Origin of the sequence: Clostridium sp. C1 (assembly GCF_018223625.1) — a bacterium.
Lineage (GTDB): Bacteria > Bacillota_I > Bacilli_A > Erysipelotrichales > Coprobacillaceae > Allocoprobacillus.
This window is the reverse complement of record NZ_CP073631.1, coordinates 26,806-48,933: the sequence shown is the minus strand read 5'-3', so window position 1 is coordinate 48,933 and position 22,128 is coordinate 26,806. Positions and strand designations below refer to the sequence as shown.

18 protein-coding genes are annotated in these 22,128 nt (G+C 30.9%); 2 read left to right on the top strand and 16 right to left on the bottom strand.

Annotated elements, in window-relative coordinates; all coding sequences use genetic code 11:
* Positions 1-177: 177 nt before the first annotated feature.
* Positions 178-3,129, bottom strand: coding sequence for a glycoside hydrolase family 2 TIM barrel-domain containing protein (locus tag KEC48_RS00230; RefSeq protein ID WP_211963653.1), 2,952 nt, complete (start codon positions 3,127-3,129; stop codon positions 178-180).
* A 114-nt stretch (positions 3,130-3,243) separates the two neighbouring features.
* On the opposite strand from KEC48_RS00230, the gene KEC48_RS16105 reads away from it, so the two are divergent.
* Both KEC48_RS16105 and KEC48_RS00220 read left to right on the top strand, forming a co-directional pair.
* Positions 3,244-4,053: a PocR ligand-binding domain-containing protein gene (locus KEC48_RS16105; RefSeq protein ID WP_249191384.1), complete on the top strand. Its 810-nt coding sequence runs from the start codon at positions 3,244-3,246 to the stop codon at positions 4,051-4,053.
* Positions 4,054-4,656: 603 nt separating this feature from the next.
* Positions 4,657-4,920: a hypothetical protein gene (locus KEC48_RS00220; protein WP_087256085.1), complete on the top strand. Its 264-nt coding sequence runs from the start codon at positions 4,657-4,659 to the stop codon at positions 4,918-4,920.
* Positions 4,921-6,050: 1,130 nt separating this feature from the next.
* Here KEC48_RS00220 and KEC48_RS00205 read toward each other — a convergent pair.
* From KEC48_RS00205 to ppk1, 15 genes are all read right to left on the bottom strand, one after another.
* On the bottom strand, positions 6,051-6,548 hold the full coding sequence (locus KEC48_RS00205) for a GyrI-like domain-containing protein (RefSeq protein WP_211963649.1): 498 nt from the start codon (positions 6,546-6,548) through the stop codon (positions 6,051-6,053).
* A 251-nt stretch (positions 6,549-6,799) separates the two neighbouring features.
* Positions 6,800-7,750 (bottom strand): methionyl-tRNA formyltransferase, encoded by a 951-nt coding sequence (gene fmt, locus KEC48_RS00200; RefSeq protein WP_249191424.1) that lies wholly within the window; start codon positions 7,748-7,750, stop codon positions 6,800-6,802.
* A 62-nt stretch (positions 7,751-7,812) separates the two neighbouring features.
* Positions 7,813-9,225 (bottom strand): ROK family protein, encoded by a 1,413-nt coding sequence (locus tag KEC48_RS00195; protein ID WP_211963646.1) that lies wholly within the window; start codon positions 9,223-9,225, stop codon positions 7,813-7,815.
* 91 nt (positions 9,226-9,316) lie between these two features.
* Complete coding sequence (locus KEC48_RS00190) at positions 9,317-10,333, bottom strand: CapA family protein (RefSeq protein ID WP_211963645.1); 1,017 nt, start codon at positions 10,331-10,333, stop codon at positions 9,317-9,319.
* Positions 10,334-10,342: 9 nt separating this feature from the next.
* Positions 10,343-11,101 carry a MurR/RpiR family transcriptional regulator gene (locus KEC48_RS00185; RefSeq protein WP_211963644.1) on the bottom strand — a complete coding sequence of 253 codons (759 nt, stop codon included), beginning with the start codon at positions 11,099-11,101 and terminating at the stop codon, positions 10,343-10,345.
* Positions 11,102-11,223: 122 nt separating this feature from the next.
* Positions 11,224-11,475: a DUF5301 domain-containing protein gene (locus KEC48_RS00180; protein WP_249191383.1), complete on the bottom strand. Its 252-nt coding sequence runs from the start codon at positions 11,473-11,475 to the stop codon at positions 11,224-11,226.
* A gap of 169 nt (positions 11,476-11,644) precedes the next feature.
* The gene (locus KEC48_RS00175) at positions 11,645-11,872 is read right to left on the bottom strand and encodes a phosphopantetheine-binding protein (protein WP_087297983.1); all 228 of its coding nucleotides are present in this window, start codon (positions 11,870-11,872) and stop codon (positions 11,645-11,647) included.
* A gap of 4 nt (positions 11,873-11,876) precedes the next feature.
* Positions 11,877-13,058: an alanine racemase gene (locus KEC48_RS00170; RefSeq protein ID WP_129737522.1), complete on the bottom strand. Its 1,182-nt coding sequence runs from the start codon at positions 13,056-13,058 to the stop codon at positions 11,877-11,879.
* Positions 13,051-14,559: an amino acid adenylation domain-containing protein gene (locus KEC48_RS00165; protein ID WP_191341939.1), complete on the bottom strand. Its 1,509-nt coding sequence runs from the start codon at positions 14,557-14,559 to the stop codon at positions 13,051-13,053. Before KEC48_RS00165 ends, KEC48_RS00170 begins: the two co-directional genes overlap by 8 nt.
* Position 14,560: 1 nt before the next feature.
* Positions 14,561-15,682, bottom strand: coding sequence for a hypothetical protein (locus tag KEC48_RS00160; protein ID WP_211963643.1), 1,122 nt, complete (start codon positions 15,680-15,682; stop codon positions 14,561-14,563).
* 11 nt (positions 15,683-15,693) lie between these two features.
* Positions 15,694-17,070 carry an MBOAT family protein gene (locus KEC48_RS00155; protein WP_211963641.1) on the bottom strand — a complete coding sequence of 459 codons (1,377 nt, stop codon included), beginning with the start codon at positions 17,068-17,070 and terminating at the stop codon, positions 15,694-15,696.
* Between the two features lie 420 nt (positions 17,071-17,490).
* The gene (locus KEC48_RS00150) at positions 17,491-18,072 is read right to left on the bottom strand and encodes a VTT domain-containing protein (RefSeq protein ID WP_191492640.1); all 582 of its coding nucleotides are present in this window, start codon (positions 18,070-18,072) and stop codon (positions 17,491-17,493) included.
* 141 nt (positions 18,073-18,213) lie between these two features.
* Positions 18,214-18,690 carry a pyridoxamine 5'-phosphate oxidase family protein gene (locus KEC48_RS00145; protein WP_211963639.1) on the bottom strand — a complete coding sequence of 159 codons (477 nt, stop codon included), beginning with the start codon at positions 18,688-18,690 and terminating at the stop codon, positions 18,214-18,216.
* Positions 18,691-18,816: 126 nt separating this feature from the next.
* The gene (locus KEC48_RS00140) at positions 18,817-19,905 is read right to left on the bottom strand and encodes a 6-phosphofructokinase (RefSeq protein ID WP_211965332.1); all 1,089 of its coding nucleotides are present in this window, start codon (positions 19,903-19,905) and stop codon (positions 18,817-18,819) included.
* Position 19,906: 1 nt separating this feature from the next.
* Positions 19,907-21,958 (bottom strand): polyphosphate kinase 1, encoded by a 2,052-nt coding sequence (gene ppk1, locus KEC48_RS00135; protein WP_211963637.1) that lies wholly within the window; start codon positions 21,956-21,958, stop codon positions 19,907-19,909.
* Positions 21,959-22,128 lie beyond the last annotated feature (170 nt).

Below are 22,128 nucleotides of genomic sequence, written 5' to 3'. Positions count from 1 at the left end.
TCTGTTAAACCCAGAAAAGTTATACACTAATATTAAAAACTGAATGAAATTAGACTTTTTTATATAAAATTAAACTTATTACTTTCTATTTTATACACTAAATGATTTTTATATTAAAATGACAGTACCAAAAGCCATATTGGCACAAAAGTACTGTATATTTGTTTTTCATTTTCTTTATTTTCCCTTAATAGATAAACGTAAGTGATGTTTTTCATTATTCGATAATAAGAATTCGTCATGTGTTCTTGCTCCCCAAGTATCATCACCAGCAATACCCATTTGTTTTTCATAAACACAAACAACTGTTTGATAAGGTACTGGTAATTCATCTTGATGTTTAACATTTTCTAATTCAAAAGGAGTATATGGTAAAGCAGAAAACTCTAAATCTTCTCCTTTAATTATGAAATCGTTTTTACCATTACTTATGATAATATGATTGACTTTTGTTCTATTTCCACATTCTTGAGGATATAAATAAGGTGTTACATTTTCTAAAACATCATATTCATATTCTCCTAATAAAGCCCCTTTATTTCTATCAATATAGTTTTCCTCTGGTCCAAAACCTAAATACTTCACATGATCATATTCTCTATATAGATTAAACATCATACCAAATGCTGGCATTTCAATATATTTGCTTGATGGCATATAAGACATATCAATAACAACTTCACCATCACCATAAACTGTATAGATAACATGAACATTTTCTTCTCCGAGATTAGGTAACTGATAATCAAAATGAACCTCACATGACTCTTCATTTCTCACAATTTTAACAAATTTTACTATTGCAAACATACTCGCTGGTAACCACGCTGCATATCTATAACCATATTTATTTTCTACATCATTATTTGTAGAAGCTCTAAAGAATTGAGGTCTAGGCATAACTCTGATCATTTCTTCATCATCATATTTCATAGAAGTTAATCCTTTATTTTTAGCGAATTTAATCGCAAACCCATTTCCTACTACACCAATATTGAGATAATCTTCAATGACAGATACTTTTGAATGTGCATGTGTCATTTGTTGATGATATGGATATAAATATTGATCATGAGCTATTTCATGATTCTTTTCATCATAGACTCTTACTACAACGTGACATCTATGATGATTGTCTATATTATTAAATGGATTATCAATTACAGTTGTTTCATCAGGTTTTAATTCAATTACTTTACGTACATGTTCCTTTAATTTTCCATCACAATATAATTCAATACTAAAATTAAATTGATTTAAGTTTGTAAATAGATAACGATTAGTAATGGTGACGATTCTCTCATTAATATCAAAATCAATATACTGATAACAATATTTAATTTCTTGCATCTTTGGTGTTATTGTTCTATCTGCGAAAACAATTCCATTTCCACAGAAATCATAATCTGATGGTCTTTCTTTGAAATCTCCACCATATCGTAAAACACCTTCATCATCATATAAGGCTTGATCCGCAAAATCCCATATAAATCCGCCTTGATATAATGGTAGTTTCTTTTCTAATTCTATATATTTATATAATGCCCCATTACTATTTCCCATAGAGTGAGCATATTCGCAAAGGATAAATGGTTTTTCAGTATGTTCTGCAATAAACTTTTCACAGTCTATCGCAAATGTATACATTTGACTTTCAATATCGCTTGTATTTGGATATCTTCTATCATGAGATAATCCTTCATAGTGGATAACTCTTGTATTATCTTTTTCTCTTAAGAAATCAGCTTCTTTTTGAAGAACTGATCCTCCTCGAGATTCATTTCCTAATGACCATATAATAATTGAAGGATGGTTTTTATCTCTTTCATACATTGAATTTGCACGATCCAAAACATTATCTAACCATTGTTCTTCTTTATTATCTGGTAAGAATAGACTAGGATCAAAACTATCACTCCATGTTCCATGTGTTTCTAAGTTAGTTTCATCAATACAATATAATCCTAGTTCATCACACAAATCATAAACAAATGTATTATTTGGATAATGTGATGTTCTTAAAGCGTTAATATTATTTTCTTTCATGATTTGAAGGTCTCTTTTTGTTTCTTCATATGAAATGACACGTCCTGTTTTAGGTGAAAATTCATGCCTGTTTACTCCATGGAACACAATACGTTTTCCATTAATACACATAATACCATTAATAATTCTAAATTCTCTTATACCAATAGCTTGTTTACATATTTCACTCAATTGTCCATTTGATAAAACTTCAACTACTAATTGATATAAATATGCTGATTCAGCACTCCATAATTTTGGATTATTGACATCAAATGATACATGTACTTCTTTTTCACCTTTTAAAGAAATTTGTTTAACAATTTCTAACCCATTGTACAAAGTCACCTTGATTTCACTATTATTTAAATTACCTGCTAATGAAAAATCAAGATTTACAGTTGCCTTTGTGTAATTCTCTTTTAATAAAGTCACTACCTTCAAATCTTCCAAACTTGTTTTTGGTATAAACAGTAGTTCAACATCTCTAAAGATACCTGAGAATCTCCAAAAGTCCTGATCTTCTAACCAACTACCACTACAAAATCTATACACTTGTACGGCAATCTTATTAATACCCTCAACAATAAATTCACTAATATCAAATGTAGAAGGTGTAAAACTATCTTCGCTATAACCCACAAAATATCCATTAATCCATAATGCAAACGCTGATTCAACACCATTAAATCTAATATGAACTTTATTTGTTAACTGTTCATTATTTAATGATACATATCGTACATAGCTACCTACCTGATTATAGTGTGGAATCTCCCCAGGAACAATTTGCTCACTTGCAGACCATGGATATGTTTGATTCACATACATTGGTTTTCCATATCCTTGTAACTGCAAATGTCCTGGAACTTGAATATTTTTCCAATTCGAACAGTCATAGTCTTTTTCAAAGAATTTATCATTTGTTTCTTCTATGCTTTCAGCATATTCAAATTTCCATTGTCCATTCAACAATACCGATAAACTGCTTTGATTGCGTTCCATTTCTTCTTTGTTTCTGTACACTTTTAAAGAAGCTTTAGGATCTAATCTACCTATTTGAAATACCTTTGGATCTTTAATCCATTCTTTGTTCATATTCATCTTTATATCCTCCATAATTTCTATATTTATTTTATAAAAAAAATATTCTTTTTCGAATGGAATAAAGTATAATAATAGGTAATAAAGTGTTAATTTATACTTTTGGAGGATATTATGAATAAGTTACAAGTCATGTTAAAAGATTTATATCTTGTATTTGGATTAAATTTATCTATTTTTGATTTAGATGGTAACTTAGTGACATCTTACCCAGAAAAAAATTCTCCTTTTTGTGAACTGGTAAAATCAAAACCAGAAGTATTAAAATTATGTCATGCTTGTGATAAAAAAGCATTTGAACATGTAAAAAATGCAGGAGAGATTTATATCTATAGATGTCATTTTGGACTGTATGAAGCTTGTGTGCCTTTGTATACATATGGTGTTTTATCTGGATTTTTTATGATGGGACAAACATTAACAGATACTGAATATAACAAAAATCTAATAAAAAGAAAAGCTATCGAATATTTGTTAGATTCTGATGTGATTGATGAAGCTATAGATCACATTTCATTTCACTCTCAAGAACAAATCATAGCTTTTGCAGGTGTTGTCAATATTGTTGCAGAATATATAACTTTGACTAATCGTCTTGAGTCAAAATCAAAAAATCTAGCAGAAGAAGTGCATAAATACTTAGTAAATAATTATAATCAAAATATAACAATTGATTGGCTGTGTAAATATTTTTATGTTTCCAAATCTACTCTAATCAACACTTTTAAATCTAAATATGGAATTACTGTTCATCAATTTCTTTTGGAGTATAGATTAAAAAAGAGTATGGAGTTGTTAAAGGATAAAAATAAAACTATACAGGATATTGCTATTGAATGCGGTTTTAATGATGCCAATTATTTTTCTAAAGCATTCAAGAAAAAGTATCTTTTAAGTCCAACAGACAAAAAAAATTCACTTTAGTTTATCGAACCACACCTATCAAATAAAAATATTTACACACATATGGTACATTTCTATGTTGGTATTTATAATATAATTGAAGTATTTGGTCAGTAAATTCAAGAGTTAAGATTATATTATAAGTAGCTAATAGATTTAAAAATGCTTCCATAATGAGCAACAAAACTATGTATTGTTAAAAAAATATCCAATATCTTTAAGGAAAGAAAAACGAAAGTAAAAAAGAGGTTTTACAATAAAAAACAAATAATGCAAAAAAAGATTATTATAACCAGACAAAAAAGATGCAATTCGCATCTTTGTATATAGGATTGCTCCATAATTCCATGATACTAAATTTTTAGTCAACCTTACGCTTACCCTCATTCAACAAATTCATTAAACAATTGAATACATTATAGTATAATCAAAAAATAATATGGGTACAATTATAATATAAAGAACATATAACAATTTAAATGGTTGTCATACTTTGTCGTTATTTACTTACACAATCTTTTACGTATTCTCATTTATTTTGTAAGCGACAAATGAAAAGGCACTATCAAGACTGCGGATATTCATTTAAAATGTAAGTACAATAAAAAAGGAGGTACTTACTATATGCAATATGATTGGAAAAAAATCATAAATAGTCAAAAGGAAAGCACTTTGACTGTCAAGGAATTCTGCAGACAGAACAATATCTGTGTGTCTTCTTTCTATAAGTCAAAAAGACGACTGGAAAATGATGAGCTTCAAAGTGATTTATTTGTTCCTGTCGAGGTTGTGGATGATGCCCACCCCAATGTATCAATGACCATTGATGGTCATTGTATTGAATTTGATCCTGCACTTCTTGACAGAATCATTGGTGCTCTCAAATGATCATCAACGCTGATGAAGTCAAGAATATCTACGTTTCAACGCATTTCGTGGATATGCGCAAGTCGATAGATGGGCTGACACTCATTGTGCATTCCCAATTCCAGATGAATGTCCTTGATCACAGCCTTTTTATCTTTACCAACCGATCAAGAAATCGCATCAAGATTCATCTATATTTGGGTTCTCAATCATAAGCTGATTTAAATCCTGCATAGTATTTGAGCGAATAATGGATAGAGTGTCATGAAATAGAATTTGACTATAAGGAATAATGATAGATAGTAAAAATGCATGTGTATGATGACAATGCTTACATTTGAATCTTTGGATTTTAAGGGGAATGATGCCATCTGGTGTTTTTATTTTGCGCGTATAAAAGCCATGCTTGATAAGATGTCCTTTATGATGACATGAACATTCTAGAGAAGCGATATTAAGATCTTCAAGACATTCATTATAAAATGTTTGCATTTTAGAAAAGTTTTGATTGAATGTGTTTGAGTAATAGGTTATCATATAAGTGTTCTTTGAACAGAGGATAAAGGCTAGCATTGGCGTGAGAGGCTTTATCCTTTTCCTTTCCAACTATTATCATACTAAAATAGTCTTATCATTTAAAGTGATTATTTCTTATTCATTCACTTTGATAAGACTTTTTCTTTATTTTTCTTTTTATTTAATTTGGCATTCAACAGTTTACCAATACGGTTCAAGGAGAACAGACAAGCGCTGCCTTATATTCACTTATAGAAACTGCAAAGCTAAACAATCTCAATCCCTATGAATATTTTAACTATCTTTTGTCATCATTGACAGAAATAGATATCAATGATGAAGAAGCCCTTGATAATTATATGCCATGGTCAAAAGAATTGCCTGATAATACATATCTGACTAAAAAATCGTAGAGATATGATCTTTTAGTCGTGTCCTGTAAATCATACATATATAAATTGTCAATTTATTACAGCTCTAATTATAATCAATGTCGTTGATTGATAATAGGGCTTTTTTATTTTACGCTTACCTTTCATTATTGGAAAAAGAGATAAAAAGAACACTACGTAAAAATAGAATCATATAAAAAGCAGTTTATCATTCCAATAAACTGTTTAAACTTTTCTATTTTCTTATTTTTTCAATTGAACAGGAATCCAAACCTCACTGTAGGCATAATGATCTTGATGTTCATCCATTTTTGTAAAAGAAAATGATAACGAATATGCCAGTTCATAATCAGAAGTTGGAAGCCACTTAGCATAAATGCTTGCCATTGTGTTTTGTAAAGTTGATGGGAATGGTCCTTCATTTGGAAATACTACCCATGTCAGCGAAGGAACTGAAAGTTGATCAAATTGATCACTGATATCAACGCATGTCGTTAAGACACCAATCATATGTGTCAGTTGTCCTTTTTCTTCCAGAAAATCAGTATCAGAATCATAAGATACATTCACGATTTCATACGGTTCCATATTTTGTAGTTGATGCAACTCTCTTTTTTGTTCCTCTGTTATTTCACTTGCTAATTGTACAATTTCATTATTCACACCTTCAAATTGAAGTGATACACGTTTACTGACTCCTACAAAACGAAATGCTTCTTTTTGAACTATTTTATAATCCATATGTTTCCTCCTTGAATGATCATTGTTAAAACATTGTTGCTTTCTTATGCAATAACTTCTCTTAAAAATAGAATATCATAAAAATGGAATAAAAAATAGAAAGTTCACTATTGATTTAAAAAGTTTACTACTATTGAATCACACAGCTATGAAAAATCTACATATGGATATATTTTAAATCAAAATAATCTCCATTTCCTTTTTATGATTCTTATTAATATACAAGCTCTTTATAAAGAAAATACAAAGTTTTATTCAAACTTTGTATCGACTTCAAAAATGCAATGTCCATTTAAATAATCTTTAACAGACATTCTTTTTTTACCTTCTAATTGTAATTCTGTAATCAGATAAACGCCATCATTCACTTTAACTCCAATAGCATCTTTAAAAATCTTGACAATCGTTCCATTATCCTGATGAGCATGATGTTTCATCGCATTTTCACATTGATGAACCTGTCCTGCCCAGATTTTAACAGTCTTTCCCTGATAAGTTGTATAACTTCCTGGCCATGGATTTGTTCCACGAACTTTATTATAAACTTGTCGAGCAGACATATTCCAGTCAAGACGTTCATCTTCTCTAGAAAGAGTGGGCGCATAAGTCACTAGATTTTCATCTTGAGGTATACGTTGATTTGTTCCCTTTAAAATATCTGGTAATGTTTCTTTTAATAATTCTGCACCTAAATCACTTAAACGATCATATAAAATACCCACTGTATCTTCTTCTAAGATAGGTGTTTCTTTTTGGGCAATCATATCTCCAGCATCCATTTTTTTGACCATATACATAATTGTGACACCTGTTTTCTCTTGTCCATCAATAATAGCCTGATGTACTGGTGCACCCCCACGATATAATGGTAACAATGATGCATGAACATTGATACATCCTAAACGAGGAATATCCAAAACAGCCTGTGGTACAATCTGACCATATGCCGCAGTGATGATTAAATCTGGCTTTAAATCAACAATCGCCTGATAATCCTCTTTAATACGTGCGGGTTGAATAACAGGAATATCATATTTTAAAGCTTCTACTTTTACATCTGGCATTGTCAAAACTTTTTTTCTACCCACATAACGATCAGGCTGAGTGACAACACCAACAATATTGTAATCCTCTTCTATCAGCATTTTCAAAACAGCCAACGAAAATGATGCTGTTCCCATAAATACAATTCTTTCTCTCATTTCATTCACTCACTTTCACTATCTTATAATATTAGGCTATTTTTCCATTTTATACAATCTTTTTAATTCTTTTTTAAATCATTGACACATAGTTTTGTAAGACCATCTAGCATATATGGACTCATTTCTTTAATTGAATAAAGCTCTGGCATATAATCTTCAGGAATAAATGATAAGAGTTTATTTCTGACTTCATTCATATCATTTGTCATAGGTGAGTACACAGCAATTGCTTCAGGTCCCATAATACATATTGAAGGTAATAATGATTTTGTTACAAGCTCTAATACACCTTCTTGCGTCCATGCCAGTTTTGCACATTCATCAGAAAATTGCATACGATGAATAAAATAACGAACTTCTCCAGCAACCCCATTTCTTCCTGTCACAATCTGACCATGAGAAATAATACCTTGTCCTCCTACACCAAAACCAAATGGTTGTGAGTGAAAGATAATATTTTGATATTCAGGATGTTCCAAAGAAAATCCCACAACTGCAGCATTAGCATTATTACATACTAAAACTTTAATTCCATATTTCTTTTCAAATTCATTTTTTATATCCAGAATTTTTTCATCAGGTGAATTTCTTAACTGTTGATCATCTTTAACAATTCCTGGTGTTGCAATACCAATCATATCTACATATTGATGTTTTAATAAAACAGTATCAATAATATCATAAAGATCATAAACATTTAAAGAAGGTTTGATAATCATATTATGATCAATAATTTCACAATGATCACTCAAACGATAATAAATTCTTGTTTGTGCCTTATTATTAGAAATCACAATAGATAAAATACGATTTTCATATTCTATACAATGCGTATGATGTTTTTGAGCTTCCTGTGTTTTGTTAGTATAATACTCTTCAAGTTCATTTTGTAGAAATCTTAAAGCCCCTGGCGCATCATATGAAGCAAAAACAGTTGTGGGAATCTGAAGGACTAATTTATCTGTTAAACTTTCTTTTAAACGATTCAACATATAACCAATCTGTGGTGCAATCAAAACCACATCATATTTTTCAACTTCTTCATAAATACTTAAATAAGAAACAGCATCAAAATGATAATCCAACCCTAACATTCCTGCCACACTATTTAAGTTCTCTGCAAACATAGACGTTGTCAAACCAGATGAGCATGATACAAGAACTTGTAAAGTTTTTTCATTTTTTAAGCCAACTAATGTTTCTACCATTTCATCAAATAATTGTTTTGCATGATTTTCATCATTCAACTCAAAATGAAGATAGAATTTCACTGAATCATCTTTTTTAGAAACAATAGAGAACTCTACAATTGTGCTTTGTTCAATAACAGTAAAACGAATAGAAGCCTCTCCATAATCCGTAACTAATCTGATTAAAGATTCATTATCTTCTACAATCTGATAATCATCATTATATTGTTCTTTAATCCATGATTGAAAATCAAAATCCAATTCCTTTTTCTCAGTATCCATATATTTTCCTCACTTTGATATTTGTTAATCATATTGTATCATTCACCATTATCAAATAAAACCCTTAAACAAAAAATAGCATGAATTCATGCTATTTGATTTCATTCACTTTTTCTAAAACACGACTGGCATCCTCACCCTCTACAATTGTTGGCTGATAATTATTACGTGATGATACAGATGATATCATACATGGAATCACTTCATGTTCTTCTTGAACCAATTCATTATTTTCAAATGAGAATGTATGCTGATAAATCACTGTATCTTTATCACTAGGATTTTTATTCCCACCAAAACAAAAATTCCCTAAACTATAAACAATCTTCTTACCCTTATATGTTTCAATTCCCTGTAAGACATGAGGATGAGAACCAATAATTAAATCCGCTCCAGCATCAATTGTCTGTTTAGCTAAACTGCGTTGTGATTCCATTGGTGCCTTATCACGTTCAATACCCCAATGATAATAAACAACCACAATATCACATTGAGCTTTTAAATCACTTATTGCTTTTTTCATTTCAGCAGTGAGTTCATATGGAAAAGCATAACCTAAAAATCCCACTTGAATTCCTTTCACATCAATCATACAACTTTCATCATAGCCAAAATGCCTGATTCCTTTTTCATCCAAAATTGCCTTAGTATCTGTCATACCTTGTTCAAAATGATCTTTAGAATGATTATTAGCTAATGTCACAGCCTCAATATTACCATCAGTCAATATCTCAACATATTCAGGTTTCCCCTGAAAAACAAAAGTTTTCTCAGCATAATCTTGGCTTGTTGTGAGTGGACCTTCTAGATTGGCAATCGTTAAATCATCTTTTTCAAAAACATCTTTAACATTCTTGAGATAATAAGCACTATCTTGATTCTGTTTTTCATATTCCTGATCAAAAGATCCTTCATAACCCTGTCCAATATAATTTCCTAAAGTGATATCACCAACAAATGATAAAGTTATTTCTGTCTTCTTCACTTCTGGTTCTTGAATCTCTACTTGCTTTTCTTCATCAACTTGTGATGTCTGTTGTTGACTTTGACAAGCTGTCATCATCAAAATAGTTGTCAATGCTAAAAAATACTGTACTCTTTTTTTCATAACTCCCACTTATTCTTCCTCATAAAATTTTTGATAATATCTGATTCTTAATAAATCTAAAATCATCATTGTCTGATAGCTAAATTCCAAACCATCAAATGTTCCTAAAACATGAACAACGTAATCAGGACAGACATTTTCGAATTGAACATATTTCATATTTTGAGTCATCAGCACAACATAGGCATCACATAGATGCTGATTGACCATTTTTTTCGCATTTTGTTCCATTGTACGTCCTGTTGCTGTGATAAAAATGACAACATCATCATCAGAAAATGCAAAACGTTTATCAAAATGATGATATTCGATTACTTCTTTTCCCAATGTAATCAAATCGGTCTGAAAATCAACCGCAATACTGCTTGGATATAGTGCTCCCACAATAACAACTCTTTTTGCATGAAAAATCAAATCACAAATCTGATCAATGGTATGTAAAAACTCTTCTTTAGAAAATTTAATATTTAAATGTGATAAAAACTTATCTACAGAAGTATGTAACATTCTGGCATTGATCTGATCCAAACGAATTTGTTTATCAATGATAAGCTGTTGATGAAACTCTTCATAAGAATGAAATCCAAGATGATAAAAAAAGTCTTGCACTTCTTCTTGAGAACACTTTGATGATTTGATAAATTGTTCTAAATCATATTGACAGATTTCATTATAATGTTTAACCACAAAGCTACCAATACGATACATATGATCATCATTTAAGCAGCCATTTAAATATTTTAAAATACGTGATATTAATATTTCCATCCTTTCCACCCCTTTTTTCTATTATACAACAAAACAAGAATGAAAACTAATCTTTCTCCCACTATAAAATAAATCAATCCATACAAAAAGAGGCACTCATGCCTCTAACATACACACTACTCTTATCTAAGATAACGAGTAATACTGTTATATTCATCCTCACTCATCTGATAAATACCATTGTAAGGTTCCTCTATATAATATTGATTATCTTTCTTATAAAGATAGATAAAAGTTATGTCACCATATTTTGAATGAAACTCAAGTCTAATCTTTTGACTAACATTGAAAGGAGTATTATTAATACTCTCTTGTTGAGTTTTTTTCCCTTTCAAGAGAGTAGCAATATCAGCTATTGCATCTTGATCGGTCAATTCCTGAATGGTCTTTTTTTGAATTAAAACGATACTTTTTATTTTTTTAGTTGAGGAACCTCAATCTGATAAGTGGTTCTAGATATATACATTCCATATAAAATGCCAATAATAAGCATTATAATTGCTGTTGCTTTCATTCTTTTTTTTATAAATATATTCATGTTTTCTATTCATCTTTTAATCTTTGTATCATTTTCCACATAGCTTCTGCAGAATTAAAGTTTTCTGGAACGATATCTGAAGCTCCAATCTGAACATCAAACGTATCATTGATTTCAGCTACAATTTCTAAGATTGCAAATGAATCCAATTCACCATCATCAATCAATGTCTGACATTCTCTAAAATCAATATCACCATCAATTTCTTCTAATAATTCTAATAATTTTTCCATTTTCTTATTCTCCTTTGTAATTTAATATATTTGTTTCAAAACGACTACGTTGTAAACATAATCCATTCTGTTTTGAATAAAGATAAATACTTGGTAAATCACGACTTAAAAAGAGCGATATACCTTCACACATTGCATATGCACCTACTCGTTGAAATTCTAAAATATCTCCAATCTGTGGATTCTCTAAAGGTAAAGCCTTAACCAGATTATCATTGATTGTACACAAAGACCCGGACACATGACATTGAATAATTTGACCATTTCCTTTTTCTTTTTTGATTTGACGATAATGTGGAATTTTCATAGCCATCATCTGACCATAATATGTTATCTGATGCATCCCACCATCAACAATGCAATAGGGAACCTGATTGACTTTATAATCAACAATCTCGGTATAATATTGTCCACAATTAGCTGCAATAAATCTTCCTAATTCCAAAATAATCTGTCCTTGAAAATGAAGTCCCTCTAAAAGTTCTTTAAAACCTTGGAGAAGTTCGACTTCATCATAGACCTGACTTCCATGAAAATATTCCACATAGAAGCCCGGTCCAAACTCCAATTTTTTTGCAACATATCCATACTCTTTTTCTAATCGCTGTAAAAGTGTATCAACATATTTGAGTTCTTGTTCATATAGCTTTAATTTTTTTCTTTGAGTTCCAGAAAAATGTTGGATTCCAACAATTTCAACATGAGGATATTGTTGGCGAGACTCAATGAGATGACATATCTCTTTTTCTGACATACCAAACTGATTTCCTGTTGTTATTCTCAGTAATAATGGTACCTGACAATCTAGTTTTTTAGCTATTTCATGTATCATAGTAAACTGATGTACAGATTCACTTGTATAAACAAGACAATCACGATATGTCTTCATAACCTTTAAAATATCATCAGCGTTTTTATATACACCCGATAAGACGACTTTTTCCATAGGTATGCCTGCCCTTTTACAAATTTCAAATTCACCATGAGAACAGACTTCATAACAATCAATGATCCCCTCAATACTTTTAATCACAAAGGGATTAGCTTTCATAGCATAACATAACTGTATATTCTTTCCTAATATGCCTTGAATAAACTCTATTCTTTCTTGTAAAACATCTATGTCAAATACATATGCTGGTGTTGCTAAATCTGTGATAACATCCTGATACTGTGGTTTAAACATTGCAATCCTCCTTCATCATTGATTTTAATTTCTGTCTATCAATCTTTCCATTTTTTGTGAGAGGGAACCCATGAACCTTATAAAAAATATTAGGAATCATAAAGGCAGGTAATTCTTTTTTTAAAACACGTGTCAATTCACGACGTTCAATATCACCATCATAGAAAGCAATGATTTTATGATTTTCATAAAGGCAACAAGCTCTTTGAATCGTTTCAACATGTTGCATGGCCTTTTCAATTTCACCCAGCTCAATTCTATGTCCCATATGTTTAATCTGAAAATCTTTACGTGAGGCAAAACATAATTCACCTTGTTTGTTGTAATAACCTAAATCACCAGTACGATAAATGATTTCTCGATAATAAGGATTCAGAGGATTTTGACAAAAAGCCTGGTGTGTCTGTTGTGGATTGTTGTAGTATCCTAGACTGACGGCAGTTCCACTGACACAGATTTCACCCAAGACATCTGGTATTATCACTTCCTGATTGTGTTCATCCAAAAGAAAGACTTTTTCATTTTGAAATGCTTTTCCAATAGGAATGACATCATCCTGATCCATTTGACTTATTATATGATAAGCACAATTACATGTGATTTCTGTTGGCCCATATAAATTAACATACATTGTATCTGGTAAATAAGACTGCCAGATACGAAGCTGTTTCATTGGCATGACTTCACCACTAAACATTACTTTAGATATCTTATGAGGTACTTTATATTCAAACCCTTTCAAAGTTGAAATAATGCAAACAGCTGATACAGCCCAAATAATTGTTGTGACTTCTCTTTCACATAAAAAATCTAACAATTGAGTTGGTATTGAAAAATATTGCCTTGGTATAATTTGCATAGTTGCTCCCGTTTTGATTGTTGAATAAATATCTTTGACGGAGACATCAAAGTCCCAGGGAGCCTGATTCCCAATAACATCATTTTCATTAATATGAAATGTTTTGGTAAATGTTTCGATAAAATCAATCACACTACGATGTGCGACACATACACCTTTAGGAATACCGGTAGAACCTGATGTAAAAATTGTATATAACGGCATTGTATCCGTATGCTGACTCGCAATACTATCTAACTTTTTTAGATTAACATGTCCGTATAAATCTTCTAATAAGATAACATCACTTTCCATTTGTTTCTTTTTGAGTGCCTCTATATATTTTTGAGATGTCACTATCATTTTTGAATCTAACGTCTTCATAATATGATTTAATCTTGTTTGGGGTTGTTTCATATCCAGCAAAACATAAAATCCACCAGCATAAACGACACCAAAAAACAGACAAATCGTATCTACACTCTTTTCCATAAAAATAGGAACTGGCTGCCCTATTGAAATCTTTGAAGCTAATGCACTACCAATCTCCTGTGCTTTTCTGTATAGCTCTTCATATGTTATTGATTGATCTATATCTGCAAAAGCAACCTTATCAGGATATTTTCTGGCACTCTCTTTTAAATAATCTAAAACATTATACATTTTATATCTCCTGTTTCTCTATAATTTCTTTAACTTCTTTATAGTTATATCTTCTCTTCTTTCCTAAACGAATCTGCTCATCTACCCATTTATATATTTTTTCATAAGCTGTCACTTCCTGTTGATAACGTTGAATTATCTTCTCATCATGTTGAGTATCTGATAAATGATACTTTTCATTCAATCGTTTTCCTAAATACATCGTTAGTTTCTTTTGACCATAAATATTCAAATGATTCTGATTATAAAAATCTGTCTGTGGATTTAAGCCAATCTCATCAACATAATCATCCATATCTATATACTCATAACCATATTGATGTATCAAAGCTTTTGCAGCGTTATTACGTTCACGTTCTGGTATCATTTTTTTTGAATAATAACGTGGCATATTGGTAAATAAAATATTTTTTAAACCATGATTTTGACAATAGTCTAATAACTCTTTGAGATGCAGTCCTGATAAACGATACATGGGTCTTTCTTGCGTATGTGTTTTAATAGGAATAGGAGATTTTTGTGGTGTAATTTGAGCTGTTCCTTGAATACCCATTGAAGATAAATGAATATCATCATGATGCGTTAATTCATCTATACTGGCATTGACATTATCTTTGAATTTTGCCCAGTTGGAATGATATTTTAAAAATGGAACATAGTAAAACAACCGTTCATCTTCAGGAACCAGCTCTTGAATTGTCTTTATCTTATTTTGAGAATAAGGCATATTATCAATCCATGCTCTCAAAGATCCTTCCTTGCTTTCAAACTTATCATCATATAATATGCCATTAATATCAATAATAATCACTTTAGGATTTTGAGTCTTTAAAACTTCAATCAGCATTGATTTTGCAAGTCCCATAGGAGCACCATTTGTTCCAAGAGAATAACTCGTATACCCAAACTCTTTAAATGCTAGAGGAGCAGAATAATTCGTAAATGTTGTACTGGCTCCTATCATGACCATATCAAGACTATTGTTTTCTAACTTATAGAAGTTTTTGACACGTACAGCATCAGAACTATATGCCTGACGACACATTACAAAATTCATCCCACAGACCAGACCTGCAATGAGGATTGTCATAATAAAGATTTTGAATTTCTGAAATTTTGTCATATAATTCCTCCTTAAAACTGCATATATACAAATTGTGTTTGATCATATCCTGGACCATACATGCCAAACAATAAAATAATGAGAAATGCAACAAGATAAAGTCCCCAGCGTATCCAGATAGACCTTTTTTCAATACGTTCACGAACACTTTTTTTCTCCTGAAGAATATCTACAATCAATAAAACAATCAACCCTATCAACAAAACAACATAATTTTTACCATTCAATCCAAATGAAACAAGCTCTTTTTTAATATCTAATGGAAATTCATAAAAATGAAAGCATTTAAGAAAAATACGCCATCCATCTGTAAGTGTCACTGCTCTAAAAATAATACATCCTACACAAGTTATCCAAAAGGTACGCAATATCTGAAAGAGCTGAAAGCTACGAGATTGAACAGATATATGTAGCTTTTGATTCAAATAATTCCAAACTGGTTTCATCAGTCCACTGATTGCTATTAAGAATCCATAAAAGATTCCCCAGATAATATAATTCCATTGTGCTCCATGCCATACACCCACCAAAAAGAAGACTAGTAAATTTCCTAAAGCGATAGGTAAAGTTCGACCAATGTGTTTACCAAAACGCTTCTTTGCGAATTTTCCTATTTGTCTAACCCCGGGAGTCAATGAGAATGGATAAAAAACATAATCTTTCATCCAACTTCCCAATGACATATGCCATCTTCTCCAAAATTCTGAAACAGTCTTTGAGAAATAAGGACGACGAAAATTTTCTGCCATGGTCATTCCCATTGTCTGTGCACATCCACGTGCAATATCTATACAGCCTGAAAAATCAGTATAATCCTGAATAGCATACATAAAGACTCCTAAAGCAACGCCCATACCTGAGACATTCATATAATTTTCAAAGACAAAATCAGCTATGACTGCAGCTCTATCAGCAATAATCATTTTCTTAAAATAACCCCATAACATTAACTGTAAGCCAAATTTCAAATCACGATAACTTGCCTTTTTGGGTGCATAAAGTTGGGGAGCCAGATCTTTAAATCTACCAATAGGTCCCTGAAGAATTTGTGGAAAGAAAGACACAAATAAAGCCACTTTTGCCAGATTGCGTTCTGGTTCAATTTTCCCCCAATAAACATCAATAACATAAGACATGGTCTGAAATGTATAGAAAGAAATTCCCAATGGTAGGATCAGATGAAGTGTTGGTATCTGACTTCCCAAAGACAATGTTTCTAATAAATGATTCATATTTTCTGAAAAGAAATTAAAATATTTTAAAAATAATAAAATTCCAAAATTCAATACTAATGTGAGAATCAGTACTCTTTTTCTTTTCAAATGACATTTCTTTTTATATTCTTTTGTTGATGTTTGACTCCTTTCCATCTGATATTGCTTGCCCATATACAGAGTGGCCATATAAGAACTCAGTGTCGTCAACAAAATAAATATCAAGAACTTCACACTTGCATAACAATAAAAAAAGTAACTGGAAAGCAGCAGAAAAATCCACTTCCACTTTGCGGGAACAAGAAAGCTTCCTACTAAAACAAATAGGAAAAACAATAAAAAAACCAATGTATTAAAAGCCATAAAATCATTCCTTATCAATCTTATTTTTCACTTCTTTTTTACAAAATTCATCATATAAAATTGTTATGAAATTACTATGGAAATTTTGTGTAATTCTTGTGTACTTTATAAAAGTTTCATTTCAAAAAAAGAAGTCAATCATAACGATTGGCTTCTTTTGATATATCAATATAACATCACTTTAATCAAATCATTTTTATATGTATTAACCTGTACGGCAAAGCTCAACATTTAAAAGAACTGTCCTAAAATGCCTAACAGCTCTTTTATTCCATAAGAATAGAAAAACAATCCTATTGGTTTACAAAGAATATTAATCATCATAAATTTTCTTGTTGACATACTGGTAAGACCAGCAATCATACATAATAAATCATCTGGAAAACCGGGCAGCAAAATTGCTAAAGAAAAAAAGATTTCAAATTTTTGACCTTTATCAAGCCATCCAATATATTTATCATATGTTTTTTGATCAGTGACTTTCAATATAAAATTTTGGCCATATTTTTTCACTAATCGAAAAACAATATAAGAACCAATAAGCAATCCTACATAATTATATAGAAAGCCTTCAACAGCTCCAAATACAATAACACCTATCCCACTACTGACACCACCAGGGATAATTGGAATAATGACCTGTACAATTTGAATAAGTATGAATATAACAGGTGCGATAACCCCTGTTCTTTTTAAATATAACTGTAGACTTTCTGGATGAGACAAATAATGGGATTGTCCCAAATAAACAAGAAATAGACATAATGCAACAGTTCCTGCTACTGTTAACCATTTCGTTGATTTTAAAGTCATACTTTCCACCTCAATAAAAGTATAACCCCAAAAAAAGAATAAAATAATGTACAAATTCTTAATATTTTCTAAATATTTTGTATTTTGACTTATTTTTCTAATTAAAATAAATCAAAGCCGATCATGATTTAGACACCCCCTTTATTTTTCATGAATCTTCTTACCTGAAATATGTTCAATTTCAATAGCAACCAGTTGAACACGATCAATACTCTTTTTAATGACATATTCCACTTCTTCTACTGTTGGGAAATATTTTAAAGCTAATATTCTCACTTTATCTTCTGTGACTTGACGATCTTCAATCAATTTGGCACGCCCAAAGATAACACAAGAGGATACATAAAAAGCCCAATCTCCCTCTACCAGATAACCATCATCCCATGTTGTCAAACATATTTTATCATTGTTTTTTATTGCATCAATCTTATGTCCAGCTTTTGCACTGTGAAAATAAATTTTATTTTCATCTTCATCATAATAAAAATTAATAGGAATTGTATATGGATAACCACCATCTCCATGAACTGATAATGCTGCTCTTCTATTCTTTTTTAATAACTCTTTAGCTTCTTCTACAGAAATCTCATTTTTCACTCTTCTCATGTTTCTAAACATAACAAAATCCTTCCTCTTTCATTATTCTTTTACTCTATTATAAAACAATTCTCTATCAATAGTAAAATGTTAAAAACATTAACAAAAAAATCAGACCTGTTAAATAAGTCTGATTCTTAATGATCTTCACTTTGACAAAGTCATCTCATCACCAAAAGAAATTCCCATCAGTTTAGCATTTTTGACAGTATCACCTTGTACATCAACATATTTTAATTTTCCAGCAGTTTCTTCTAATGGAATAGCATCAAGACGATGATTGACAAAAACAACCAGTTTTCCAAAATCCTTATTCATAATCAGTTTGGCACCTTCTATACCAAATAATGTTGATATTTCTCGATCATATGCACAAGGCTGTCCACCGCGTTGAGCATGTCCGGCACAAGATACACGTATTTCTTTATCAATATAATGTGATAACTTATTGGCGATTTCATAAACAACAGAATGTCCTTCTCGCGTTGCGACTTTCAATTTATATTGTTTCTTTGAAAGCAGTGATTCTTCTTTAGAAATAGCCCCTTCTGCACAGGCAATCACAATATGTTTTTTTCCTGCTTTCACTTTCTTTTCAATCTCTCCTGCAACAACTTCGATGTCATAAGGGATTTCAGGTAATAGAATAATATCAGCACCAGCGGCAATTCCAGCTGATAAGCAGATATGTCCGACTTTATGTCCCATGATTTCCACAACAAACACACGGCTATGACTGGCAGCAGTTGTTTGAATTTCATCTAAATATCTTGTTGCGATGTCAATAGCTGACTGAAAACCAAATGTATAATCTGTTCCCCATGTATCATTATCAATGGTTTTAGGCAACCCAATAACATTCAATCCTTCCTGTGATAACAGATTGGCAGTTTTTAATGATCCATTACCACCAAGAATGGCTAAACAGTCTAATTTTAATTTTTGATATGTTTTTTTCATAGCAGCCACTTTATCAAAACCATTTTCAATCACACGCATTTTATTAAATGGACATCTTGAAGTCCCTAAAATAGTACCACCAAGATTCAATATATCTTCAAAATCTTCAGGTTTCATAATACGATAGTTTTCATACATAAGACCTTTATACCCATCTAAAAAACCAATAATTTCAATATCTTTTTTCTGTTGATAGAGTGTTTTCGCAATTCCACGCATTGTCGCATTCAATGCCTGACAATCACCTCCACTTGTTAAAAAACCAACCCTCACAATCTCACTCCTTTACATCAATTCCCTTTTTGAAGAAATATTCCTGACTATTCATAGGTGTCTGTTTATTTTTAATACGCTTGTAACTTCCATCACCTAATAATTCACAAGCCTTAACATTATCATTCAACATCGTATGGAACATTGAACAAATAATTCTTTGAATCTTCTTATCATAGATAGGCGTTGCTACTTCAACACGTCTTTCCAAATTTCTTGTCATTAAATCAGCTGAAGAAATATAAACCTTTTTATCTTCACCTGTTCCAAAAATATAAATACGTGAGTGTTCCAGATAACGTCCAACAATAGAAATTACTCGAATATTATCAGTATAACCTTCAACATGAGGAATAATACAACAAATACCTCTAACAATCATATCAATCTTGACTCCAGCCTGACTAGCTTCAATCAGTTTATTAATCATTGTTTTTGATGTCACAGAATTACACTTAAATCCAACATAAGCTTCTTTCCCTTGTTTAGCTAAAGCAATCTGTTCATCAATATATTCGCATATCTTTGATAACATACAATGTGGTGCAACCATTAAATGCTCAGTATGTGACATTGTTTCACCTAAACTCAAATGATTAAAAACATCATTAATTTCTTCACCTAATTCATGATTATGTGTCATTAAAGATAAATCTGTATAAAGCTTCGCCGTGTTTTCATTATAATTTCCTGTTCCAATCTGCGAAACATATTGAACACCTTGATTATTTTTATAAGTAATTAAACACAATTTAGAATGAACCTTATAACCATCCAATCCATAAATCACACGACATCCAGCAGCCTCTAAACGTTTTGACCAGTCAATATTATTTTCCTCATCAAAACGAGCTCTTAATTCCACTAAAACGACAACTTCTTTACCATTATCGGCAGCTCTAATTAATGATTTGACAATCTTTGAATTTTTAGCTACACGATAAAGTGTCATCTTGATACTAGCCACATGAGGATCACGACTGGCTTCATCTAAAAGTCTTAAAAATGGTGACATAGATTCAAAAGGATAAGCCAGTAAAATATCTTTTTTACTGATTTGTTTAATCATTGGCACAGCATTTTCTACCATTGGACTATTTCTTGGCTCTAATTTCTTATAAAATAACTGTGGATGTAACATACGTAAATGATCACGCAAAGTTCCAATGAATCCTAAATCCAATGGTGCTTGAGATAAGAACACTTGATTTTTCTTCAAATTCAAGAAATTCATCAACATCATAATTTCCAGTTCTTCCAACCCTTCAGATATTTCCAGACGGATTGGACATAATTTACGACGTTGCTTAATTAATGTTTCCATCATTTCACGATAATCTTCATGCCCTTCTAAAGAATGATCATCTTCATCAATATCAGCACTTCTTGTCACACGAATAAATCCTTTATTTTTAATCGTATACTTACTAAACACTTTTGATACAAAATGTAAAATAATATCTTCAACCAAAATAAATTGTCCCTGCATACTTGGTACTGCCAGCATTCTTTCATCAATCGCATTCCCACAAGAAACAATCCCCATTTTGCGTTTTCCTTTTTTTGATTCTAATTGAACAATAATGTATAACTCCTTATTATTCAAAAAAGGAAATGGCTGTCTTTTAGATACCACCTGTGGTGAAATCAATGGTAAGATTTCTGAATCAAAGTATTTTTCAAAATACTTACGATCTTCTTTATTTTTTAATTGATGATATTTCACAATACCCCAACCGTATTCTTTTAAATCATCCATAATACGTGCATAAATACGATCTTTTTTACGATTTAAAAATCCCACTCTCATTAAACAGGCTTTTAATTGTTCTTCTCCTGTCATTTGTGTTTTATTATCTTTAGATGATGGATAAAATAACATTTGATCATACAATGTTCCAATACGGACCATAAAGAATTCATCCATATTTGATTGAAAGATAGACACAAAATTCAACTGTTCTCCTAACGGTACTTTTTTATCCTTTGCCTGCATTAAAACACGATCATTAAACTTTAACCACGATAACTCTCTATTTTCTCTACAACCTTTCATATTGACCTCCTCTATTTATTACTAAAAAAATAATATGTCTTGTATAGATTATCAAGACTATTTTCTTTGTTTTACAAAAACTTAAGGTTTTCTTTACATGAGCTTCATATATTTATTTTACACTTTTTTGACTTGAAAATAAACCATTTTATGTTGAAGTCATTAGATTG